Source organism: Megasphaera stantonii, from assembly GCF_025567065.1.
Lineage (GTDB): Bacteria > Bacillota > Negativicutes > Veillonellales > Megasphaeraceae > Megasphaera > Megasphaera stantonii.
The window spans coordinates 59,893-79,128 of the sequence record NZ_JAOQKD010000006.1 but is presented as its reverse complement, the minus strand read 5'-3'; the positions used below and the strand labels follow the sequence as shown (position 1 = coordinate 79,128).

Genomic DNA, 19,236 nt, shown 5'->3' with positions numbered 1-19,236 from the left:
CCTTATTTCGCATACCATTTCATTGCCAATCCGGCCCACGTAAGACCGGCGCCGAACCCTGCCAGCACGACGATGTCGCCGTGTTTCATGAGTCCCTGGCGGTTCGCTTCGTCAAGGGCGATGGGAATGGATGCTCCTGACGTATTGGCATATTTATCTATGTTGACAAACACCTTTTCCATCGGCAGGTGAAGCCGCTTGGCTGCCGACGTAATGATGCGGATATTGGCCTGATGAGGCACGAGAAGGTCTATGTCTTCATGAGACAAGCCGGCCCGTTCCAAGGCCTTTTCCGCCGTTTTTCCCATGACCTTGACGGCAAACTTGTACACTTCCTTGCCGTCCATCTTGATATACGTCAAGTGCTTTTCCCGCGCTTCGTCCGTCGGCAGGATAGCGACACCGCTGGACGGGATATTCAGGTATTGGCCGCCGTTACCGTCGGCCCCCATGTCGGCGCCTAAAATGCCGTAGCCCTGTTCTACAGGGCCTAATACGGCCGCGCCGGCCCCGTCGCCGAACAATACGCAGGTGTTGCGGTCCGTCATATCCATAAAACGGCTGAGGATTTCCGCGCCGATGACCAGGACGTACTTGCACATGCCGCTTTCAATGTACTGGGACGCCGTAATCGCTCCGTAGGCAAAGCCCGAGCAGGCGGCGTACAAGTCGAAAACGGCGGCGTTGACGGCGCCGAGGTTCTTCTGCACGATGCAGGCCGTCGACGGAATCGTCATATCCGGCGTCAGCGTGCAGACGATAATCATATCCAGCTGTTCCGCCGTGATGCCGGCCATTTCCATGGCCTGCCTGGCGGCGATAGTACACATATCGGACGTGTTGACGCCTTCCGGCGCAAAGTGCCGTTCGCGGATACCCGTCCGCTCCCGAATCCATTCGTCTGACGTGTCTACGATTTTTTCTAAATCGGCATTCGTCACGACTCTATCGGGAACGTAATGGCCTGTCCCCAATATGCCGGCCGGATTAGTTTTCACTATCATACTGTTCTACCTCTTCTTCCTCTATACTTTTGCGAATATGGCCTACTACGTCCTGCTGCGCCAATTCTCCCGCTACGCGGATGGCGTTTTTGATCGCCTTGGCTTTAGAGCTTCCATGGCAGATAATAAAGCTTCCGTCTACGCCGAGAAGAGGCGCGCCGCCGTACTCTGTGAAGTCAAGACGTTTTTTTAAGGTTCGGAGGGCCGGATATACGGCCAGAGCTCCTAATTTAGCAATAAATCCGCTGCTCTTGATCGTATCCTTCACCAAGCGGATGATAAACATGGCCATGCCTTCGCCAAATTTCAAAATGACGTTGCCTACGAAGCCGTCGCAGACGACGACGTCGACCGTCCCTTTCGGAATATCACGGCCTTCTACGTTGCCGTAAAAGGAAATGGTCTTCAGTTTTTCCAGCAGCGGATACGTCGCCTGGGCCAACTCGTTCCCCTTCGACGCTTCCTCGCCGATATTCAGCAGGCCGACGGTGGGCTTGTCTACGCCCAAAATGTATTTCGCATAGTGCGAGCCCATAATGGCTCCTTCCACCAAGTGCTTCGGTTTGCTGTTGGCGTTTGCGCCCGAATCGAGAAGGACGGTAATGCCCTTCTTCGAAGGAATCGGCGTCGCAATGCAGGGCCGTTCAATGCCCTTAATGCGGCCCAATCCCAGGAGAGCTGCCGTAACGGCGGCTCCTGTACTGCCGGGAGCTACGACGGCGTCGCAGGCGCCGTCCTTTACCAGCTGCGTCGCCACGACAATCGACGCGTCCTTCTTTTTGCGGATTGCCTGAGCCGGATGTTCTCCCATATCGATGACCTGGCTGGCGTGAACGATGGACAAATGCGAATTGTCCTTCGCGCCGTACCGGTTTAATACTTCTTTTATTTTATTAGTATCCCCTACTAAGACGACGTCCAGGCTATACGATTTGACAGCCTCAATCGCGCCCAGCACCACTTCTTCCGGTGCATAATCGCCGCCCATAGCGTCTACAGCTATTTTCATACTTACGCTCCATCATTCCAAAGATTCTATGATAAACTTTGTGCGAAATACTTCCTTCGCATTTTTCCGTATTTTCACCCATACATAGTATTTCTGATCGCGGCGGCGAATCACTTCTGCTACGGCGACGAGCTTGTCGCCTACAGTAACAGGCTGTTTGTATTTGATATTAGCTACGGCCGTAATGGCCACAGGCAGGTGCAGCACGGCCTGGGCCAGCGAATTGGCCTGAGCATACAAGCATTGGGAGCGCACGATATGCGCTTCATCGACCATATCTTCCGTCGCTGTCATAATGGAAATCGCGCTCTGTCCAACGGTGCATTCCACGAGTTCGCCTACAAAGCCTGCATTCTTCTGCCGGGGCTGGGCCGCTTCCGCCTTCTGCTTGATGCGGATGCGCATTTCCGGAATCCCCAACGCCATGCGGTCCAAGCGGATAGTAGCTACGCTGACGGAAAATTCCTCCGCCAGTTCTTCGTCGTTCACGAAGGGGTCTTCTTCTATTCGCTTGCGCAGCAGGGCATGCCGCTTATCTCTTGCTATACGAACCATTTCATCACCTTTAAGCAATTTATGACCAAGTACTAATAGTACATACAACTAGAGATTATATAATGTTTCCTGAAGATTTGCAAGCCAAAACAAAAAGTATGCTTTCTCAGCATTCATATAATGGAACTGTCGAAAGCATACTCTTCACTCCTTTTTAGTATTTATCAAAATCCAATTCGTTCAAAACGTCGCGCAGTTTTTCCAATTCTTCCTTCGTCAGCGTAATGCCTTTCGTCATGGCCTGGTAGTCCGGATCCCACGAGCGAAGGTCGAATTTCGGCGCGCGGTTGTTCCAGCTGATATAAGTCAGCTCCTTGCGCCAGCCGTCTTTATTTTCCGACAACGTACCGCATACGTCTTCAATGTTAAAATTCAATTGTGCCATTGTATACCCTCCTAAAGACAAAACTTCATGTCTCTGATTACTTTTGTTTACAAAAAACAAACATCAGCTACTATAATAGCAAATTTAACGCATCTGTCAATTATTAGTATACAATGAGTTATTCCATATCACAATCGTTTTGCATAACTATTTCTTTGTTATGTCAGATTGATATACCGGCGCCGCCCTTAATGATGGGGTGTCCGCCGTTTGAACAGGCCGCCGTGGGCTTCGCTGATATCAAAAATAGATACGAAGGAATTGGGGTCGATCTTGCGGACGGCGTCCTTCACCTTCGTCATTTCCAGACGCGACACGACGCAGTACAATATCTTCGTCGTTTCCCTCTTGTAAGCCCCTTCGCCGTTGAGCAGCGTCACAGCGCGGCCCATATCCTGGGTCATGCAGCGGGCCATTTCGTCGTACCGCGACGTCACGATGAGCAGCCCCTTCATTTCGTCGAGGCCGTTCGTCACGATATCGATCATCTTATAAGCGATGAAATAGGCTACCAGGGAGTACATAGCGCTGTCCCAGGAAAAGACGAAGCCCGAGCTTCCTAAGATGAACAGATTGAAGAACATGATGATTTCGCCTACGGAAAAGGGCGTTTTTTTGTCGGCAATAATCGCCAGTATTTCCGTACCGTCGAGGGAGCCGCCCCAGCGGATAATCAGGCCTACGCCGAGGCCGATGATAATGCCGCCGTAAATAGTCGACAAAAAGGGGTCCGTCGTCACCGGCGTATGGTGAATGAACTTGCTCCACCCGGACAGGCAGAGTACGGAAAATAAGGATTGTATCGTAAATACGACGCCGATTTTCTTATAGCCGATGATGAAAAAGGGAACGTTCAGCGCGACGATAAACACGCTGAAGCTGACGCCGGTCAGTTCGGCCGCCATCAGGGCCAGGCCGACGACGCCGCCGTCGATGACGTGATTGGGCACCAGAAAAATATCCAAGCCGACGGTGTATATAAAAGCGCCGAGGGCTAATCCAACGGCGCGGAATGCATATCCTGTCATATCATTCTATTCCCCCTTGCCTATGAATGTAACGGAGACCGATGATCCAGGCCACGAAATCGTCGACCGGTTCGGGCGGATACTGCAGCGACAGCGGCACGAAGCGCCGCCATCCCCGGCGGGGCGTATACTTGAAATACATAGCCCGGCCTTCGACAGTCGTGTTTTTCTCGTCGACGAGAGAAAAGGTCACGGCAGGGGCCTGCCGCCGTATCCACTGCTCGGCGACGGGCTGCAGACGCTTGTGGTTAGTTCCGTCGCCCATGACGATATGGGTAAAGCCATACTGCCCATACGCCTCAGTCAGATACGCTTCCAGTTCTCCCGTCGGGATAATTTTTTTCTCCGCCAGGCTCCCGTCGCCGCCCAGCACGGCGACGCCCGTCTTTTCCGAGCCCGGATCGATTGCAGCTATCATTCGAATCTCCTTTGCTTATTGAATCGGCTCGACGATGATGTCGATGCCCAGAGGTCCTGCCGTATACGTGTCGTTCAGCGTGACGGCCCGCAGGACGATGTGTTCGCCGCTGAGCCCTTTGATGCGGGAAATGGTATCGAACATTTCCGTCGCCGACAACGCGCCGACGTTGCCGCTCAGCGGGTCGGGCAGCACGCCCTTGGCCTTGGCCTGCAAGTTTACGTCATGTAGAAAACGCATAACCTGTAATTCCGGATTATGAGCCGTTTCGCTTTCGTTCAGCTCCGTTTCGTATACGATGTCGCCTTTATGATAAATGAGGTTGTTGTCATGCATATCAATATGAACCAGCGCCGGTTCGCCGACCATGATATTACCCGCCGCGATGAGGCGGATCAGCTTCTTGCCGCCGGCTTCGCCCTGCTGCAGGGCGCTGATGGCCGCGTTGAATTCGTCGGGCGCAATGTACACCATGACGGCATTTTCATCGGTAATGCCCAAATACCGGCAAATCATGGCATTGGTCTGCTGCATAGCCCGGCTCAATTCTTCCCGCGTCGTCTTGCCATCCTGGCCGCTGCTAAGCACGACGCTGGACAAGACTTCCCCTACGCGGAACATGACGGTTCCCTCGCGGATATTGGTCATCGTTTCATTGAGGATGCGGATGCGCTTGTCGAGCACCTCGATAGTGCTGACCATGCGTTCCTTCGTTTCTTCCAATACGGCCAGGTCATGCTGCGCCGCGTCCCGGTCCGCTACGGCCTTATCTTTATCCTGCAGGGCTTTGTCCATGGCGACCTGTATGACCGACAGCTGACGGGCCTTATCGTCCCGCGCCGCCTGGGCCTGCTGCAAATCAAGCTGCGTCAGCCGGATTTCCTCGTTTTTCCCGTCCAGCTGCTCCTGCTGCAGCTGCAGCAAGTCTTCATTAGATGCGATGAGACGGTTCTTTTCATCCAGTTCTTTCCCCAAATCGCCGGCCTGCTTCAGCAGCTGGTCGCGCTGCGTTTCCAGCGCTTCGTTCTGCATCCGAAGCTGCCGCATTCCAAACAAGGCGATGCGCACGTTTTCTGACAATACGGACATGACGCCCAGCGTAACGGCGGCAATGCTGATGCCGGTCAGGATTGTGACGAGGATAGACGTATATTTAGGCCGAAGGCCGAATAATTTAATTTTCCGCTTGCCGACGCGCGAACCGATTTTATCGCCTAAATAGGCGATAATACCGCCCATGATGGCCAGCACGAACAGCATAATCCATCCGTATTCCATACAGCACCTCCTTGTATAATATTATCATATAACATAATACGCATTCTGTCATTCCCTATTTTTATAAGAAATGTCCATATAAAAAACGGGTTAGCAGCGCGGCTGCCTAATAGGACCGAGCTGCTAACCGTTTATTTCGACTTGCGGTATACGAGAACCGCGCCGGTAATGCCGCAGATGATATCGGGAAGAAATGCGGCCAGATACGGCGGTATCCGTCCGCCGTTGCCAAGGGCGTTCCCCAGCGTCATGATCGTGTAGTAAATAAAGATGACGACGACGCTGATGCCGAAGCCGATAGACGAGCTGCCGCGCTGCTTCTGCATGCCCAGGGGCGCGCCGACGATGGCGCACACCAGGCTGGCCAGGGGCAGGGCGAAGCGGTTGTACATTTCTACCTTCATCTTATTGGTATTGACGGCGTTTTCATCGAGAATCTGAATCTGTTCTCTCAGTTCGCGTATCGTCATTTCATCGGGGTCTTTCTGAGACGCGTTGATGCGGTCCGGCTTCTGCACGATAGGCAGGGCCTGATGATCGAAGGTCATCGTCCGTTCTACGCCGTCTCCGCCGGAAAGGTCGTAAATGATGCCGTCGTGCATGACCCATTTCGAGCCGTTCCAGTCGGCCCATTCGGCCTTTTCCACCCGTACGAGCGTATCGTTTTCAAATTCCTGCACCGTAAGGTCCGTCAGCATCTTCGTTTCCGAATTATACTGGCGGGCGTACATCAGGCTGGAAATGTTGGCGCCTTTGACGTTTTTGAGGACGATGTGGTCCTGCGTCGCCGGTGCGACGTTATGCTTGACTTCTTCGTTGATAATCGTGTTGTAGGCGTTGTTGGCCCGAGGCACGACGTATTCGTTGAAAATGGTCGTGCCGATGGAAATGAAAAAGGCAACGATGAAAATAGGCATAGCCAGGCGGGCGAAGTTCTGGCCTCCCGACCGCATGACGATGAGCTCGCTGGAGCTCGACAGGCGGCCAAAGGCCATCAGCGATCCCAGGAGGACCGACATGGGGAAGGTCACGACGATGATCGACGGCATAGCCAGCACTAAAATGCGGAAAGCCGCCCAAGCCGACGCGCCGTACGTATTGATCAGGTTGGCAATACGATACAGCGTCCCCGTGCCGATGAACACGGCCGTAAAAGCGCAGACGCCGAACAAAAACGGGCTGATAAATTCTTTTAATATATACTTATCTAATATTCGCATTCTGTCTCCCTGCCTGTTACATTCTGAAGTCGTCGCCTAAATAGAACTTCCTTGCCACCGGGTCGTTGGCAATCATTTCCGGATTGCCTTCCAAAAGAATGCGACCTTCGCTTAAAATATAGGCTTTATCTACGATGCTCAGCGTTTCTCTGACGTTATGGTCCGTAATGAGGACGCCCATGCCGCGATTTTTCAGGTGGCTGATAATCCCCTGAATATCGTTGACCGCCAAGGGGTCGATGCCGGCGAAGGGTTCGTCCAGCAAAATAAAGGCCGGGTCCATGACCAGGCACCGGGCGATTTCCACGCGGCGCCGTTCGCCGCCGGACAGCTGAATTCCCAAGCGCTTGCGCAGCTTGATGATAGAAAATTCCTCCATCAGCGCTTCCGCTTTCCGGCGCTGTTCCCGCTTGCTCAGTTTCGTCGTCTCCAGCATAGCCAGCAGGTTTTCTTCGACAGTGAGCTTGCGGAAAATCGACGCTTCCTGGGGCAGATAGCCGATGCCGTAGGCCGCCCGCTTATGAATGGGCAGACCCGTAATATCCTGATTACCGATGCAGATCGAGCCTTCGTCGGGATGCTCAATGCCGACAATCATGTAAAAGGTCGTCGTCTTGCCGGCGCCGTTCGGCCCCAGCAAGCCGACGATTTCCCCTTGGTTCACCTGAATGCTGACGCCGGCGACAGCGCGCTTTTCCTTATACATTTTTACCAAATTATGTGTTTGAATCAGCATACATTGCTCCTTGCGCCGCCGCTTATTCGCTGCCCGGTATGATGACGACGGTCGACCGGCTCATGGCCTGGGCGGAATTATCGGCCAAGCGGATCATGATGTTGTCGCCTGTCAGCGAATTGCCGTTCTGTACGGCATTGACGTCTCCCGTCAGATGGACGACGCCGTCGTTCTTGCCCGGCGTCTGGGTGTACACGGCTTTCGTCGCGTCGGCTACGAGATTGTCTGCCGGCGATTCGATATGGACGTCGCCCTGCCCTACGGCCTTGATTTCTTTAAACCAAGCGTCGATGCGGTCGGCCCACAGCCGGGAGCCCTGGGCTTCCAGATAGCCGTTGCCCGTTACGATACCGTAATCTTTATCCAAATAGTATTCGACCTTATCGCCGTTTACTTTCTTGTCCTGATAAATACCGCGCACGTCGCCTGTCGCAATGACGTAATTGCGGTTCGTCGAATGCAGCTTGTCTGCCGTCAAATGCATGTCCGGCTGCTGCACGACGACGTTCCCTTCCAAGTCGGCTTCTGCCGTCTTCAAGTTGTATACGGCCTTGTCGCCGTTCATCGTCGCCTTGTCGCGCACGATGACGACGTTGCCCGTCGCTGTCGCCACCTGGGTCTTGCCGTTGTATTCCAGCTTATCGGCCGTCACGGATACGGACGGATTGTCCGCGGCCCAAAGACCTGCAGCAGGGATGCTCATGAGTCCCAACAGGGCTAAAGCAAGCATTTTTTTCTGTAATTTCTTCATCATAGCTTATTCTCCCTTGGTTACCTGCGCATGGCCGGTCAGCGTTACCTTATCCATACTGGTAGTCGTTTCAAACGCATCGGCGCGGAGGCTCGTGTTGTCGTGACGGTTCATGACGACCTTGCCGCCCTTTACCATATGCGTATTCATATTATAATACACACTGCCTTCAGTCTGCAATGTATCATTCCGATTTGTCGCCGCACTGACCGGCGGTTTGATTTCAATCGTATGCTTCTTGCGGTCTACAACGCCATTCGGCGATGTAATCGTCATTTCCGTGCCGTCTTCTTCATCGACGAGCAGGGCTTTAGGATTTGTAAAATACATGATTTCCGTCTGGGGATCGATCATAATCTTATCGGCTGTCAGCTTCCAGACGAGCTTGCCGTTTTTATTTTCCACCAGCTCGGAGCCTTCGAATTCGACGAGGTTGTCCGTCTTCACCTCAGGCTGCGCCACGGGCTCTTCCATCAGCGAGTACAATAAGGCGGCAAAGGCGATGACACATGCCGCGCCGATAAGTTTTCCTTTATTCTGCTTGAGTTGTGTTATCGTCACTGCCGTCTGCCTCCGCTCCTTGGTGCAACGCTATAATTTCTTCCGGCGCCGTGCTCCAGCGGTGCTGGAACCACAGCCATTCCGTCGGGTGATCTTTGATAAACAGTTCCGTCAGCACGGCCATCTTCCGGGTCAGCCGGGCGATATCTTCGTCCTTATTCCCCGTATCTTCATAATACATGACCTCGCCGATGACGACGCGGTGACGGTGGTGTTCGTCGTGAATCGCAAAAATCGGCAGGATAGGCGATCGGAATTTACGGGCGAACTGCGCCGGTCCCCGCGGCGTCGACGACATCTTCCCCAAAAAGGGCTGGGGAACGCCGTAAAATCCGCCGTCCTGATCGGCCAAAAATCCCAATATTTTTTTGCGCTTCAAGGCCCGCGCGGCGATGATCATTTCATTCCCGCCGCGGGCAAATACTTCCAGTCCCATCATTTCGCGATTTTCATTGAGGAGCCGCGTCACCTGGTCGTTCGGCTGCTTTTTGACGATAGTCGTCGTCGGATAGCCGTACAGGGCCAGCGACGCGCCCATCCATTCCCAGTTGCCGATGTGGCCGGTCAGCACGATGACGCCTTTGTTTTCTTTCAGCGCCGCGTCCAGCCGTTCCGGATGCTCCAGCGTAACATACTGGGAAATATTATCTTTATTCAGCTTCGGCGTGTAGAGAATTTCCATCAGCGACTGGCCCAAATTCTGAAACAGGCCGTGCATGATCTGTTCCGCTGCGCCCCTATCGCATTCCATGCCGCGCATGATGTGGAAAATTCCGCGCTCGTACTGTTTTTTCAATCGCTTTCCTATAACCGGGCCTAAGGTTCGTCCCAAAGAAATAACGGCTGGATACGGAAGACAGCACAGCAACTTACCTAATCCCCGCGCAGCGTGATACTGCCAATCCTTAAACACAATACAGACGCTCCTTTCTACTATTGAATCACTGCTGCCATGCCGCTCATATAGCGGCTGAGGACACTGTCCCACTGGTGCTGCTGTTTTAAAATATATTCGACCCACTCGCGCAGCGCGCCGTGGCCGCCGGCATAGGCCGATACAAAGGAGGCCGCCTCGCGCACCTCCGCGCAGCCGTCGGCCGGCGAAGCGCCGCATCCGGCATTCGCCACGACGGCCAGGTCGTTCAAATCGTCGCCCATATAGGCGGCTTCCCCCATCGATATGCCCAGGTCCCGGCAAAGCTGGGAAAAGGCGGCCAGCTTGTCCGACGTATTCTGCATCACGTAGTCGATATGCAGATCCGCGGCCCGCCGCTCGACCATAGGAGAACGGCGTCCCGTAATAATGGCCGTTTTCAGACCTGCCGCCCGGGCCAGGGAAATCCCCATGCCGTCGCGGGCGGAAAAGCCCTTCATGGCGTCGCCGTCGGGGCCGTAGTAAATCGTACCGTCCGTCAGCACTCCGTCTACATCGAAGGCCAACAATTTTATGTCTCTCCAGCCGTCCATCAGACGACTCCCTGCCGCAGCAAGTCCGTCAGATGCACCATGCCGACGGCCTTGCCGTCGCCGTCGACGACGGGCAGTACCGTAATCGGACGGGGCTGGTTCTTTTCCATGATATGAAGGGCTTCGGCGGCCAGCTTATCGCTCGTAATCTGACGGGGGTTTTTAGTCATCATGGCGTCGACGGGCCACTGGAGGAAGTTAGATCCCGTTTCCAGGCCGCGGCGGACGTCGCCGTCCGTAACGAGGCCGACGAGGCGGCCTTCTTCGTCGACGACCGATACGGCGCCCAATCCCTTTTCCGTCATCATGAACAAAGCGTCCTGTACGATGCTGTCTTCGGAAATGACCGGATTGTCATTGCCCTTGTGCATGACGTTTTCAACGGTCATGAGCAGCTTGCGGCCGAGAGCTCCGCCGGGATGATAAATGGCGAACTGATTTTTCGTAAAGTGATGGCACGACAGGAGGACGATAGCCAGGGCGTCGCCGAGGGCTAAGGCCACGGTCGTGCTCGTCGTCGGCGCTAATCCCAGAGGGCAGGCTTCCTTTTCGACGGATGCGTCGAGGATGACGTCGGAATTTTTAGCCAGCGTCGAGTTGTGGTTGCCTACGACGGCGATGATTTTAGCGCCGATTCGTTTCAGCGACGGCAGGATATTCAAAATTTCTACGGTTTCGCCGCTGTTGGAAAAGGCCAGGACGACGTCGTCTCCCGTTACCATGCCCAAGTCGCCGTGAATGCCTTCGGCCGGGTGGAGGAAAATAGACGGCGTGCCCGTGCTCGACAGCGTCGCCGATACCTTGCGGGCGATATGGCCCGATTTTCCCATGCCGGTTACAATGGTGCGGCCTTTCGATTCCATGATCATATGCACGGCATTGACGAAGTTTTGATCCAGCGTAGGAATGAGATTTTCAATGCCTTTTGCTTCTTGCTGGAGTACGTCTCTTGCTTCTGCTAATATATCCATCGTAATGTCACCTCTGTATATTATTTCGCCGTACTGACGCTTCTGCGGGTAATGTCGTTGATGGCGATCATATCGCGCAGCACGCCTTCTACTTGCGACAAGTATAACATATTCGGGCCGTCGCATAAAGCTTCGGCAGGATTATCGTGCACTTCCATGAATACGCCGTCGATGCCCGAACCGGCCGCCGCTCTGGCCAGGTTGCCGATGTACTGGCGAAGGCCTGCCGATTTCGTGCCGGCGCCGCCGGGCAGCTGGACGCTGTGCGTCGCGTCGAACACGACGGGATAGCCGAAGCTGCGCATAATGGGGAAACTGCGCATGTCGACGACGAGGTTATGGTATCCCAGGCAGAATCCCCGTTCTGTCAGCATGATATTTTCATTGCCCATATAGGTGATCTTGTCGACGACGTTTTTCATGTCTTCCGGGGCCATGAACTGGCCTTTTTTTACGTTGACGCACTTGCCCGTCTTCGCCGCCGCTTCCAGAAGGTCCGTCTGCCGGCAGAGGAAAGCGGGAATCTGCAGGATATCCAGCACCTCTGCCGCTGGCTCTACCTGCTCGATGGAGTGGACGTCGCTGACGACAGGCACGCCTAATTCTTCTTTAATATACTTCAAGGTGCGCAGCCCTTCCGTCAGTCCCGGGCCGCGGAAGGACGTGTAGGACGAGCGGTTCGCCTTATCAAAGGAGGCCTTGAAGATATACGTGACCCCCAGGGATTCGCAGATCCGCTTCATTTCCCGGCCGATATTCAGCACCCGTTCTGTTTCTTCCAGCACGCAGGGGCCGGCCATGACGAAGAGCTTTCCGTCTCCGCCGACAGTCTGATTTCCTACGGCTACGCGTTTTACTTGTTCCATCATATGCGTTATTCTCCCTTTTGCGCGAAGTATGCGCGGATATGTTCTAAATCTTCCGGCGTATCGATGCCGATAAACGTATGATTTGTCTTGATTACCTTTATCTTATATCCATTTTCCAGAACCCGCAACTGTTCCAGCGATTCCACTTTTTCCGCCGGCGTCTGTTCCATAGCGGCGTACTGCAGCAGGAAATCGCGGCGGTAGGCGTAAATGCCGATGTGCTTATACGGGCGTATCGTATCGTCAAAAGCGTTGCGCGGATAGGGAATCAGGGATCTGGAAAAGTACATGGCTTCGTCTTTCTGATTCATGACGACCTTGACGGCGCTCGGCTCATTGTACTCTTCCTCTGCCAGCGGCGAGGCGACCGTAGCCATGGACAGGGACGGGTCTTCTTCAAAGACGGCGCACAAGGCGTCGATGACGTCGGGCGCAATGAGAGGCTCGTCGCCCTGGACGTTGACGATGACATCGGCGTCAGGGAAATGAGCTACCGCCTCGGCCAGGCGGTCCGTGCCGTTGGCATGGTCTTCCCGAGTCATGACGGCATGGCCGCCGAAGGAGACGACCGTGTCGTACACTTTCGGATTATCGACGGCGACGACGACTTGTTCCAGCTTCGCCGCCTTCGCCGCTTGTTCATATACGCGCTGCACCATAGGCTTGCCGGCAATATCGGCCAGCGGCTTGCCCGGCAGGCGCGTCGAGGCGTAGCGGGATGGGATGATGCATACAAATTTCATAACCTAACCTCCTATTACGTGGCGTAATACCTTATCTATCTGTTCTCCGCCCCTGGTAATCTCCAGCGAAATGCCCAGGACGTACAGGGGCAGATCGTATTGTCTGATCCATTCCGGATTGAGCTTTACGGCGTCCTTTTCCGTCGTAATCAGCACGGCGCCTGCGGCGTCTGCCGCCTTTTTCATCGCCGCCATGTCATCGGTTCCATAGTGATGGTGGTCATCGTAACGCAGAGCCTGAACGACGTCATATCCAAAGGAGCGAATCGTCTGCTCAAAGGACGCCGGGTTTCCCAAGGCCGATACGGCGACGGCCTTCGTTCCCTTAGGAAGAGCCTGGCAGTTTTCCCGCCCCTTCATGCCGTTCCAGTCGCCGAAGGATATGCACCACTTAGCCCGATGGACCGATTCTGCAATGGGCGCGTCGGGATTATAGGCCTGTAACGTGCTGTACACGGCGTCAATGGCTTCCCGCGACGCCTGGTCGCATTTCGTAATGAGAAACAGGCCGGCCCGATTCAGGTGCTCCATGGGCTCGCGCAGAATCCCCCGCGGCAATACCTTGCCGTTGCCGAAGGGATTGGTCGCGTCGACGAGGACGATATCCAAGTCCCGATGCAGCTGCCAGTGCTGAAAACCGTCGTCCAGCAGCAAGACCTGCGAGCCGAACTGTTCGATAGCCATTTGTCCGCTCCGTCGGCGTTCCCGTCCGATGACGACGGGAATCCCCGGCAGGCTGCGGGCCATGAGGCACGCTTCGTCGCCGCCTTCCGCCGCCGACAGCAGCACCTGCCGTCCGTCGGACATGACCGCCCCGTCGTGTTCCTTCTGAGAGCGGTATCCCCGGTTGAGCAGGGCTACGCGGTATCCTTCCCGCTGCAGCCGCTGCGCCAGCATACAGGCAGCCGGCGTCTTTCCCGTCCCGCCGACGGTAATGTTGCCGAGGCTGATGACGACGGCGTCCAGCCGTGCCTGCCGTTCCGGATGGTCCGCATAGGAACGGTATTTTTTCTCGACGCCCTTCCGATACAGGACGGAGGCACGCTCCAGCGCGCCCAGCACCAGCCCGTCCCAGAAATGGGAGGACGAGCCGTTCATCAAATCGAGAAAGTACGCGGCAAGTTTCGTGCGCAATGCCATATGCTCATCTCCGATGCTTACTTCTTGTCTACTTCATAATGTCCGTATACTTCGTCCAGCAGCCGCTGCAGCTCGTCGAGGTTCTTCTTGGTCGCCCCTTGATTTTCTTCGACGATTTCCAGGCAGTGGCGCTTCATTTCTTCCGCCTTTTCAGGGTGAATCAGTATATCCAGACAGGTATCGATAAATTCTTCTTCATTCCGCACCATGACGCAGGCGCCGCGGCTGCTGAGAAGATCGAAAATTTCTACGAAATTAAACATGTTCGGCCCAACGACAATCGGCTTGCCGTGCGCCGCCGGCTCCAGGATATTATGGCCGCCGATATGGGCCAGGCTGCCGCCGACGAAGATCAAATCGCCCAGGCTGTACACCCGGCCCAGCTCGCCGATCGTATCGAGGAGGACGCCGTCGTACGGGCCGGCAATTTGCTTTCCCGCTACCATGTCGCTGCGCTTGACCATCGTCACGCCGTGCTTGACGCCTTCATCGTAAATGAGGTCGGCCTGATGAATGTAGCGCGGCGCTATGATGAGCTTCGCTCCGGGAAAATGGTTCCGTATATTGCAGAACGCCTTGTATACCGACACGTTTTCCCCCTTATGGGTGCTGCCGGCAATCATGATGGGATAGGTATTTTCGTCGAATCCCAGCTCCTTGAGGTAGCGCTTCTTTTCTTCATCCGTCACGATGCCGTAGGTCTGGTCGTACTTCGTATTGCCCGTGACGATGACCTTATTGGGGTCGGCGCCAATGTCGATGATATATTGGGCATCGATGCGGCTCTGCATGCAGAACACGTAAATCGTCGACAAGACGCGGCGCGTAAAGAAGGTAATCATGCGGTACCGGCTGGAGCTGCGGCGGCTGATGCGCCCGTTCATCATCATGACGGGAATATTCTTGCGGGCCGCGATGCGCAGGAAGTTCGGCCAGATTTCCGTCTCGACAAGGACGATGGCCCGCGGCTTGACGATGGTCAAAATGCGGTCCGTCAGGTACGGCAGGTCCAGAGGGAAATATAAAATCCCGTCGGCGCCCTTGATAATCTGATGGGCCATGCGGAATCCCGTCGCCGTGACGACGGACACGATGATGACCTCGTTCGGATGGGTCTTGCGCATTTCCCGCACGATAGGGCTGGCCGCTACGATTTCTCCGACCGACGCGGCGTGCACCCAGATGGCGTGGCGGTTCGATATTTTTTCTTTTAAATCATCCGGCAGAAACCCGATGCTCTGTTTGATGCGCTGATAAAAGCCTTCTTCGCGAATCAGGCGGTAAATGAGCATGGGAATCAGCGTCGCCCAATACACCAGCAGCAGTACGTTGTACAGCCAATACATGGATTGGGCTCTCATATTTGTCTTCATGAATCTTATCCTTCTGCGTTATCTTTAAACTGCACGGCATACAAGTTCGCATACAAGCCCTTTTTAGCCAGCAGCTCTTCATGGGTTCCTTCTTCGGCAATATGGCCGTGGTCGATGACGACGATATGGTCGGCGTCGCGCACCGTGCTCAGGCGATGGGCGATGACGACGGCCGTCCGGCCTTCCATTAGGCGGTCCAGAGCGGCCTGCACGATCTTTTCGCTTTCCGTATCGAGGGCCGACGTCGCTTCGTCGAGGATGAGAATCCGCGGATTCTTCAAGATAGCCCGGGCGATGGCGATGCGCTGGCGCTGGCCGCCGGACAAGGCGCTGCCCCGGTCGCCGACGATGGATTCATAGCCGTGAGGCAGGCTCATGATGAAGTCATGGGCGTTGGCCGCCTTGGCAGCCGCTACGATTTCGTCGTCGCTGGCGTCCAGCCGGCCGTAGAGGATATTTTCCCGGACCGTCGCGTTGAACAGCATTGTCTCCTGCGGCACCAAGCCGATTTGCTGGCGCAGTGAGGAAAAGGTCACGTCGCGGACGTCGACGCCGTCGATGGTCAGGCGGCCGCTCGTCACGTCATAGAAACGAGGCAGCAAGTTGGCCACCGTCGATTTCCCGGCGCCGCTGGGCCCGACGAGGGCTACTATTTGGCCGGGCTTGACGGACAGGTTGAAATCCGTAAGGGCCGGATGCTCCGCGTCATAGGCAAAGGAAATGTGTTCGAATTCGATGTGGCCCTGTACGGGCGGCAATTCGACGGCGCCTTCCTTTTCCTTGACGTCCGGTTCCGTGTCGAGGGTCTCGAATACCCGGTCGGCAGCGGCCAGGGACCGCTGGATATCGCCGTATATTTCGCTGATGCGCCGCACGGGATTGGCCAGGTTGATGGCGTAAATCAGGAAGGCGATGAGCTCGCCGGCCGTCATATCGCCGTCGATGACGCTCATGCCGCCGTACCAGATGATCCCCGTAATGGCGATGGCTGCAAAAAACTGAATGAACGGCGTCAGCATAGCCGTCAGCCGCGTCGTCTTCATAAGGGCCCAGAAATTGTTGTCGTTCTGCTTGACGAACCGCTTGATTTCAAAGGCCTCGCGGTTAAAGGAACGGATAATGCGGATACCGGAAATGGCCTCTTCCAAAAGGGCCGTAATATCGGCCATCTTGCCCTGCACTTCGTGGCCGGCCCGGCGCAATCGCTTGCCGAATACGTTGATTGTCACGACGACGAGGGGCACGATGACCAGGGTCAGCAGGGTCAGCTTCCAGTTCAGCACCAGCATCGAAACGAGGGAGCCGATGAGGATGACCGATTCCTGGACGAAGGATATCAGGTTGCCGGCAATGGCCGTCTGCAGCGCCGTGACATCGTTCGTCAGGTTGCTCATGATATTCCCGGTCTTGCGGCGGTCAAAATACGACAGCGATAAAATCTGCAGATGACGGTACAGCTTCTCCCGTATGTCGTTTACGATTCGCTGCCCGACGAAGCTCATGAGGTAGCGTTCGCCGAAATAGAAAAAGCCGCGCAGGAGGAACAATACCAAAATACTGATGACGATGAGGTTGAGCGTATAAATATCCTTATTCGCCAATACCTTATCGATAACGTCTTTAATCAGCCACGGCACGACGACGTTGCTCGCGCCGGAAAAGGCCATACAAATAACGGCTACGACGAGGCGTTTTTTATACGGCGTAATAAACCTCAACAAACGTTTATAGCTTTGCCAGCTGTTATATTGCTTCATTCGGATGGTTCTCCTTAGCAAAATGTAATATCGTCCGGGCGATGCGGCGTACGGAGCCGGCTTCGCCCATGGTGCGGCCTACGTCGGCCATGGCGTCCCGCAGCTGTTCCCAGCGCCCGGCATCGTGCAATAACGGCGCGACGACACTGGCGATGCCCTCAGGCGTCACGTCGTCCTGCCACAGCTCCGGCATGATGCGCCGCCCCATGATGATATTGGGAAGGCCGATATTTTCTATGTGAACTAATACTTTCGACAGCCAGTACGTAAGGGGCGCCACGCGGTACACCAAAAGGGTAGGCACCTTCATGAGGGCCGTTTCCAGCGTCGCCGTCCCCGAGGCGGCAATAGCCGCCGTGCTGACCTGCATCATATCGTATACATGGGTATTCTCACCGATCGTGACGGGAACATCATGCTCCCCTATGATTGCTTCCAGCACCGACGTATCGATCGTCGAAGCCCGCGGCAAAAGGCACTGCACATCGGGCACCGTTTCCTGTATCTTCCGTACGCCTTCCAGCATGACCGGCAGCAATCCCCGCACTTCCTGCATCCGGCTGCCCGGCATGAGCAGTATCGTCTTCTTGCTGGCATCCAGGCCGAAAAAGGCCTCCGCTTCGCCGCGGCTCATAGACGGATGGACCGAGTCGAGAAGGGGATGGCCCGCATAGACGACGTTCGTCCCCATGGCCTTATACATGTCCGCCTCAAAGGGAAACAGGGAAATAGCCAAATCGGAATACTTGGCAATCGTATGACCCCGGCTCTTGTGCCAGGCCCAGATCGTCGGCAAGATGTAATAGACGACGGTAATGCCGGCAGCCTTGGCCTTCTTGATGAGCTGCATATTAAAGCCGGGATAATCGATGCAGACCAGCAAATCCGGTTTTTCTTCCTTCATCTTCCGGATGAGAAAATCACGGAGACGGAAGAAAAAGGGAATCTTGCGCAGAATTTCGCCTACGCCGATAAATCCCAGATTTTTAATATCATATATGATGTTTACGCCGGCCTCTTCCATACGGGCTCCGCCCATGCCCAGCAATTCTACGCTGGGGTCCAGTTCCCGCAGGGCTTTCGCTAAGTTGGCGCCGTGCATATCGCCGGACGCTTCGCCGGCGGAAAACATGATTTTCATGAAAACTCCTCTGTCAGAACGTCTTATCTACGGCGCAGATGCACAAATCGTGGGCATTGGCCAGCTTCAAGACCTCTTCCTGTTCCACAAACAAGGTCCGCTCCGCTTCCATCGCCAGGACGGTGCAGCCGCTGTCCAGCATGGATTGAATGGTCTGCTTGCCTACGGCCGGCACGTCGAACCGCACGTCCTGATTCGGCTTGGCGACCTTTACGACGACCGATTTTCCCCGTCCCAGCTCGCCGCCGCGGCGGATGCAGGCGTCCGTGCCTTCAATGGCTTCGACAGCCATGACAGCCTTGTTTTTTACGACGACGGTCTGGCCGATATCCATGCCGCCCATGGCTTTCGCCGTGACGAAGCCAAAGCGGATATCGTCCTCTTCTTCCGGAGTGGGCCGGCGCTTCGTCAGCACGCCCGTCGGCGGCATGAGCGGCTTGAGGTACAGCGTCTGGTCGACGACTTCAATGCCGTCTTTTTCGATTTCTTCGACAATCGCCAGCATAATCGTATCATCCTTGCGGTTGCGGAGCTTTGCCAGCAGCTTAATAGCCCGCAAGTCAGGGAATTTCAGCCCCTTGAACAGGATTTCCTTCGTAACCTTGCCGATCATCGTGACCTTGGTCACGCCTTCCTTTTTCATGGTCTTAATGACCTTATCCAGCTTGGCCACGTTGATGGCGTAGTAAGCGTCGGCTTCTTGCTCCAACTCCGGCGCTACGCCGTCGACGACGGCGATGACTACAACTTCATGGCCCAGCATCTTGGCGGCGCGCATAAATTCTACAGGCAGCTGGCCTACGCCAGCGAACAATCCGACTTTTTCCATT

The 19,236-nt window shown here is 55.1% G+C and carries 21 protein-coding genes; all 21 read right to left on the bottom strand.

Going from position 1 to position 19,236, the window contains the following annotated elements:
* Window positions 1-2: 2 nt before the first annotated feature.
* The 21 genes from OCV58_RS05290 to OCV58_RS05190 all read right to left on the bottom strand — a co-directional run bounded on the left by OCV58_RS05290 (window position 3) and on the right by OCV58_RS05190 (window position 19,235).
* Window positions 3-1,004, bottom strand: coding sequence for a beta-ketoacyl-ACP synthase III (locus tag OCV58_RS05290; RefSeq protein WP_087477715.1), 1,002 nt, complete (start codon window positions 1,002-1,004; stop codon window positions 3-5).
* The gene (plsX, locus tag OCV58_RS05285; RefSeq protein ID WP_107195649.1) at window positions 988-2,013 is read right to left on the bottom strand and encodes a phosphate acyltransferase PlsX; all 1,026 of its coding nucleotides are present in this window, start codon (window positions 2,011-2,013) and stop codon (window positions 988-990) included. The genes OCV58_RS05290 and plsX overlap by 17 nt, the downstream gene beginning before the upstream one ends.
* A gap of 12 nt (window positions 2,014-2,025) precedes the next feature.
* Complete coding sequence (gene fapR, locus OCV58_RS05280; RefSeq protein WP_087477713.1) at window positions 2,026-2,568, bottom strand: transcription factor FapR; 543 nt, start codon at window positions 2,566-2,568, stop codon at window positions 2,026-2,028.
* Between the two features lie 154 nt (window positions 2,569-2,722).
* Window positions 2,723-2,953 (bottom strand): YdbC family protein, encoded by a 231-nt coding sequence (locus tag OCV58_RS05275; protein ID WP_087477712.1) that lies wholly within the window; start codon window positions 2,951-2,953, stop codon window positions 2,723-2,725.
* A gap of 188 nt (window positions 2,954-3,141) precedes the next feature.
* Window positions 3,142-3,981, bottom strand: coding sequence for a YitT family protein (locus OCV58_RS05270; protein WP_154877165.1), 840 nt, complete (start codon window positions 3,979-3,981; stop codon window positions 3,142-3,144).
* A 1-nt stretch (window position 3,982) separates the two neighbouring features.
* Window positions 3,983-4,399, bottom strand: coding sequence for a RuvC family protein (locus OCV58_RS05265; protein WP_154877164.1), 417 nt, complete (start codon window positions 4,397-4,399; stop codon window positions 3,983-3,985).
* A gap of 15 nt (window positions 4,400-4,414) precedes the next feature.
* The gene (locus tag OCV58_RS05260) at window positions 4,415-5,677 is read right to left on the bottom strand and encodes a DUF3084 family protein (RefSeq protein ID WP_154877163.1); all 1,263 of its coding nucleotides are present in this window, start codon (window positions 5,675-5,677) and stop codon (window positions 4,415-4,417) included.
* Between the two features lie 131 nt (window positions 5,678-5,808).
* Entirely contained in the window at window positions 5,809-6,897 is a 1,089-nt protein-coding gene (locus OCV58_RS05255) for an LptF/LptG family permease (RefSeq protein WP_095629142.1), read from the bottom strand.
* A gap of 16 nt (window positions 6,898-6,913) precedes the next feature.
* Complete coding sequence (lptB, locus tag OCV58_RS05250; protein ID WP_087477707.1) at window positions 6,914-7,633, bottom strand: LPS export ABC transporter ATP-binding protein; 720 nt, start codon at window positions 7,631-7,633, stop codon at window positions 6,914-6,916.
* 22 nt (window positions 7,634-7,655) lie between these two features.
* Entirely contained in the window at window positions 7,656-8,387 is a 732-nt protein-coding gene (locus tag OCV58_RS05245) for an LptA/OstA family protein (protein WP_232818756.1), read from the bottom strand.
* A 3-nt stretch (window positions 8,388-8,390) separates the two neighbouring features.
* Window positions 8,391-8,945 carry an LPS export ABC transporter periplasmic protein LptC gene (gene lptC, locus OCV58_RS05240; RefSeq protein ID WP_087477706.1) on the bottom strand — a complete coding sequence of 185 codons (555 nt, stop codon included), beginning with the start codon at window positions 8,943-8,945 and terminating at the stop codon, window positions 8,391-8,393.
* Window positions 8,917-9,858 carry a lysophospholipid acyltransferase family protein gene (locus OCV58_RS05235; RefSeq protein WP_154877162.1) on the bottom strand — a complete coding sequence of 314 codons (942 nt, stop codon included), beginning with the start codon at window positions 9,856-9,858 and terminating at the stop codon, window positions 8,917-8,919. The genes lptC and OCV58_RS05235 overlap by 29 nt, the downstream gene beginning before the upstream one ends.
* 20 nt (window positions 9,859-9,878) lie before the next feature.
* Window positions 9,879-10,412: a KdsC family phosphatase gene (locus tag OCV58_RS05230; RefSeq protein WP_154877161.1), complete on the bottom strand. Its 534-nt coding sequence runs from the start codon at window positions 10,410-10,412 to the stop codon at window positions 9,879-9,881.
* Complete coding sequence (locus OCV58_RS05225) at window positions 10,412-11,383, bottom strand: KpsF/GutQ family sugar-phosphate isomerase (protein WP_087477703.1); 972 nt, start codon at window positions 11,381-11,383, stop codon at window positions 10,412-10,414. The genes OCV58_RS05230 and OCV58_RS05225 overlap by 1 nt, the downstream gene beginning before the upstream one ends.
* A gap of 20 nt (window positions 11,384-11,403) precedes the next feature.
* Window positions 11,404-12,249, bottom strand: coding sequence for a 3-deoxy-8-phosphooctulonate synthase (gene kdsA / locus OCV58_RS05220; RefSeq protein WP_087477741.1), 846 nt, complete (start codon window positions 12,247-12,249; stop codon window positions 11,404-11,406).
* A gap of 8 nt (window positions 12,250-12,257) precedes the next feature.
* On the bottom strand, window positions 12,258-12,995 hold the full coding sequence (gene kdsB / locus OCV58_RS05215; protein WP_087477702.1) for a 3-deoxy-manno-octulosonate cytidylyltransferase: 738 nt from the start codon (window positions 12,993-12,995) through the stop codon (window positions 12,258-12,260).
* 3 nt (window positions 12,996-12,998) lie between these two features.
* The gene (gene lpxK, locus OCV58_RS05210; protein ID WP_154877160.1) at window positions 12,999-14,135 is read right to left on the bottom strand and encodes a tetraacyldisaccharide 4'-kinase; all 1,137 of its coding nucleotides are present in this window, start codon (window positions 14,133-14,135) and stop codon (window positions 12,999-13,001) included.
* Window positions 14,136-14,152: 17 nt separating this feature from the next.
* Window positions 14,153-15,481, bottom strand: coding sequence for a 3-deoxy-D-manno-octulosonic acid transferase (locus OCV58_RS05205; protein WP_394802409.1), 1,329 nt, complete (start codon window positions 15,479-15,481; stop codon window positions 14,153-14,155).
* Between the two features lie 32 nt (window positions 15,482-15,513).
* Window positions 15,514-17,265, bottom strand: coding sequence for a lipid A export permease/ATP-binding protein MsbA (msbA, locus tag OCV58_RS05200; protein ID WP_154877159.1), 1,752 nt, complete (start codon window positions 17,263-17,265; stop codon window positions 15,514-15,516).
* A complete protein-coding gene (lpxB, locus tag OCV58_RS05195) occupies window positions 17,252-18,406 on the bottom strand; it encodes a lipid-A-disaccharide synthase (protein WP_107195642.1) in 1,155 nt (384 codons plus the stop codon). The genes msbA and lpxB overlap by 14 nt, the downstream gene beginning before the upstream one ends.
* Before the next feature lie 13 nt (window positions 18,407-18,419).
* Window positions 18,420-19,235 (bottom strand): LpxI family protein, encoded by an 816-nt coding sequence (locus OCV58_RS05190; RefSeq protein ID WP_087477697.1) that lies wholly within the window; start codon window positions 19,233-19,235, stop codon window positions 18,420-18,422.
* Window position 19,236 lies beyond the last annotated feature (1 nt).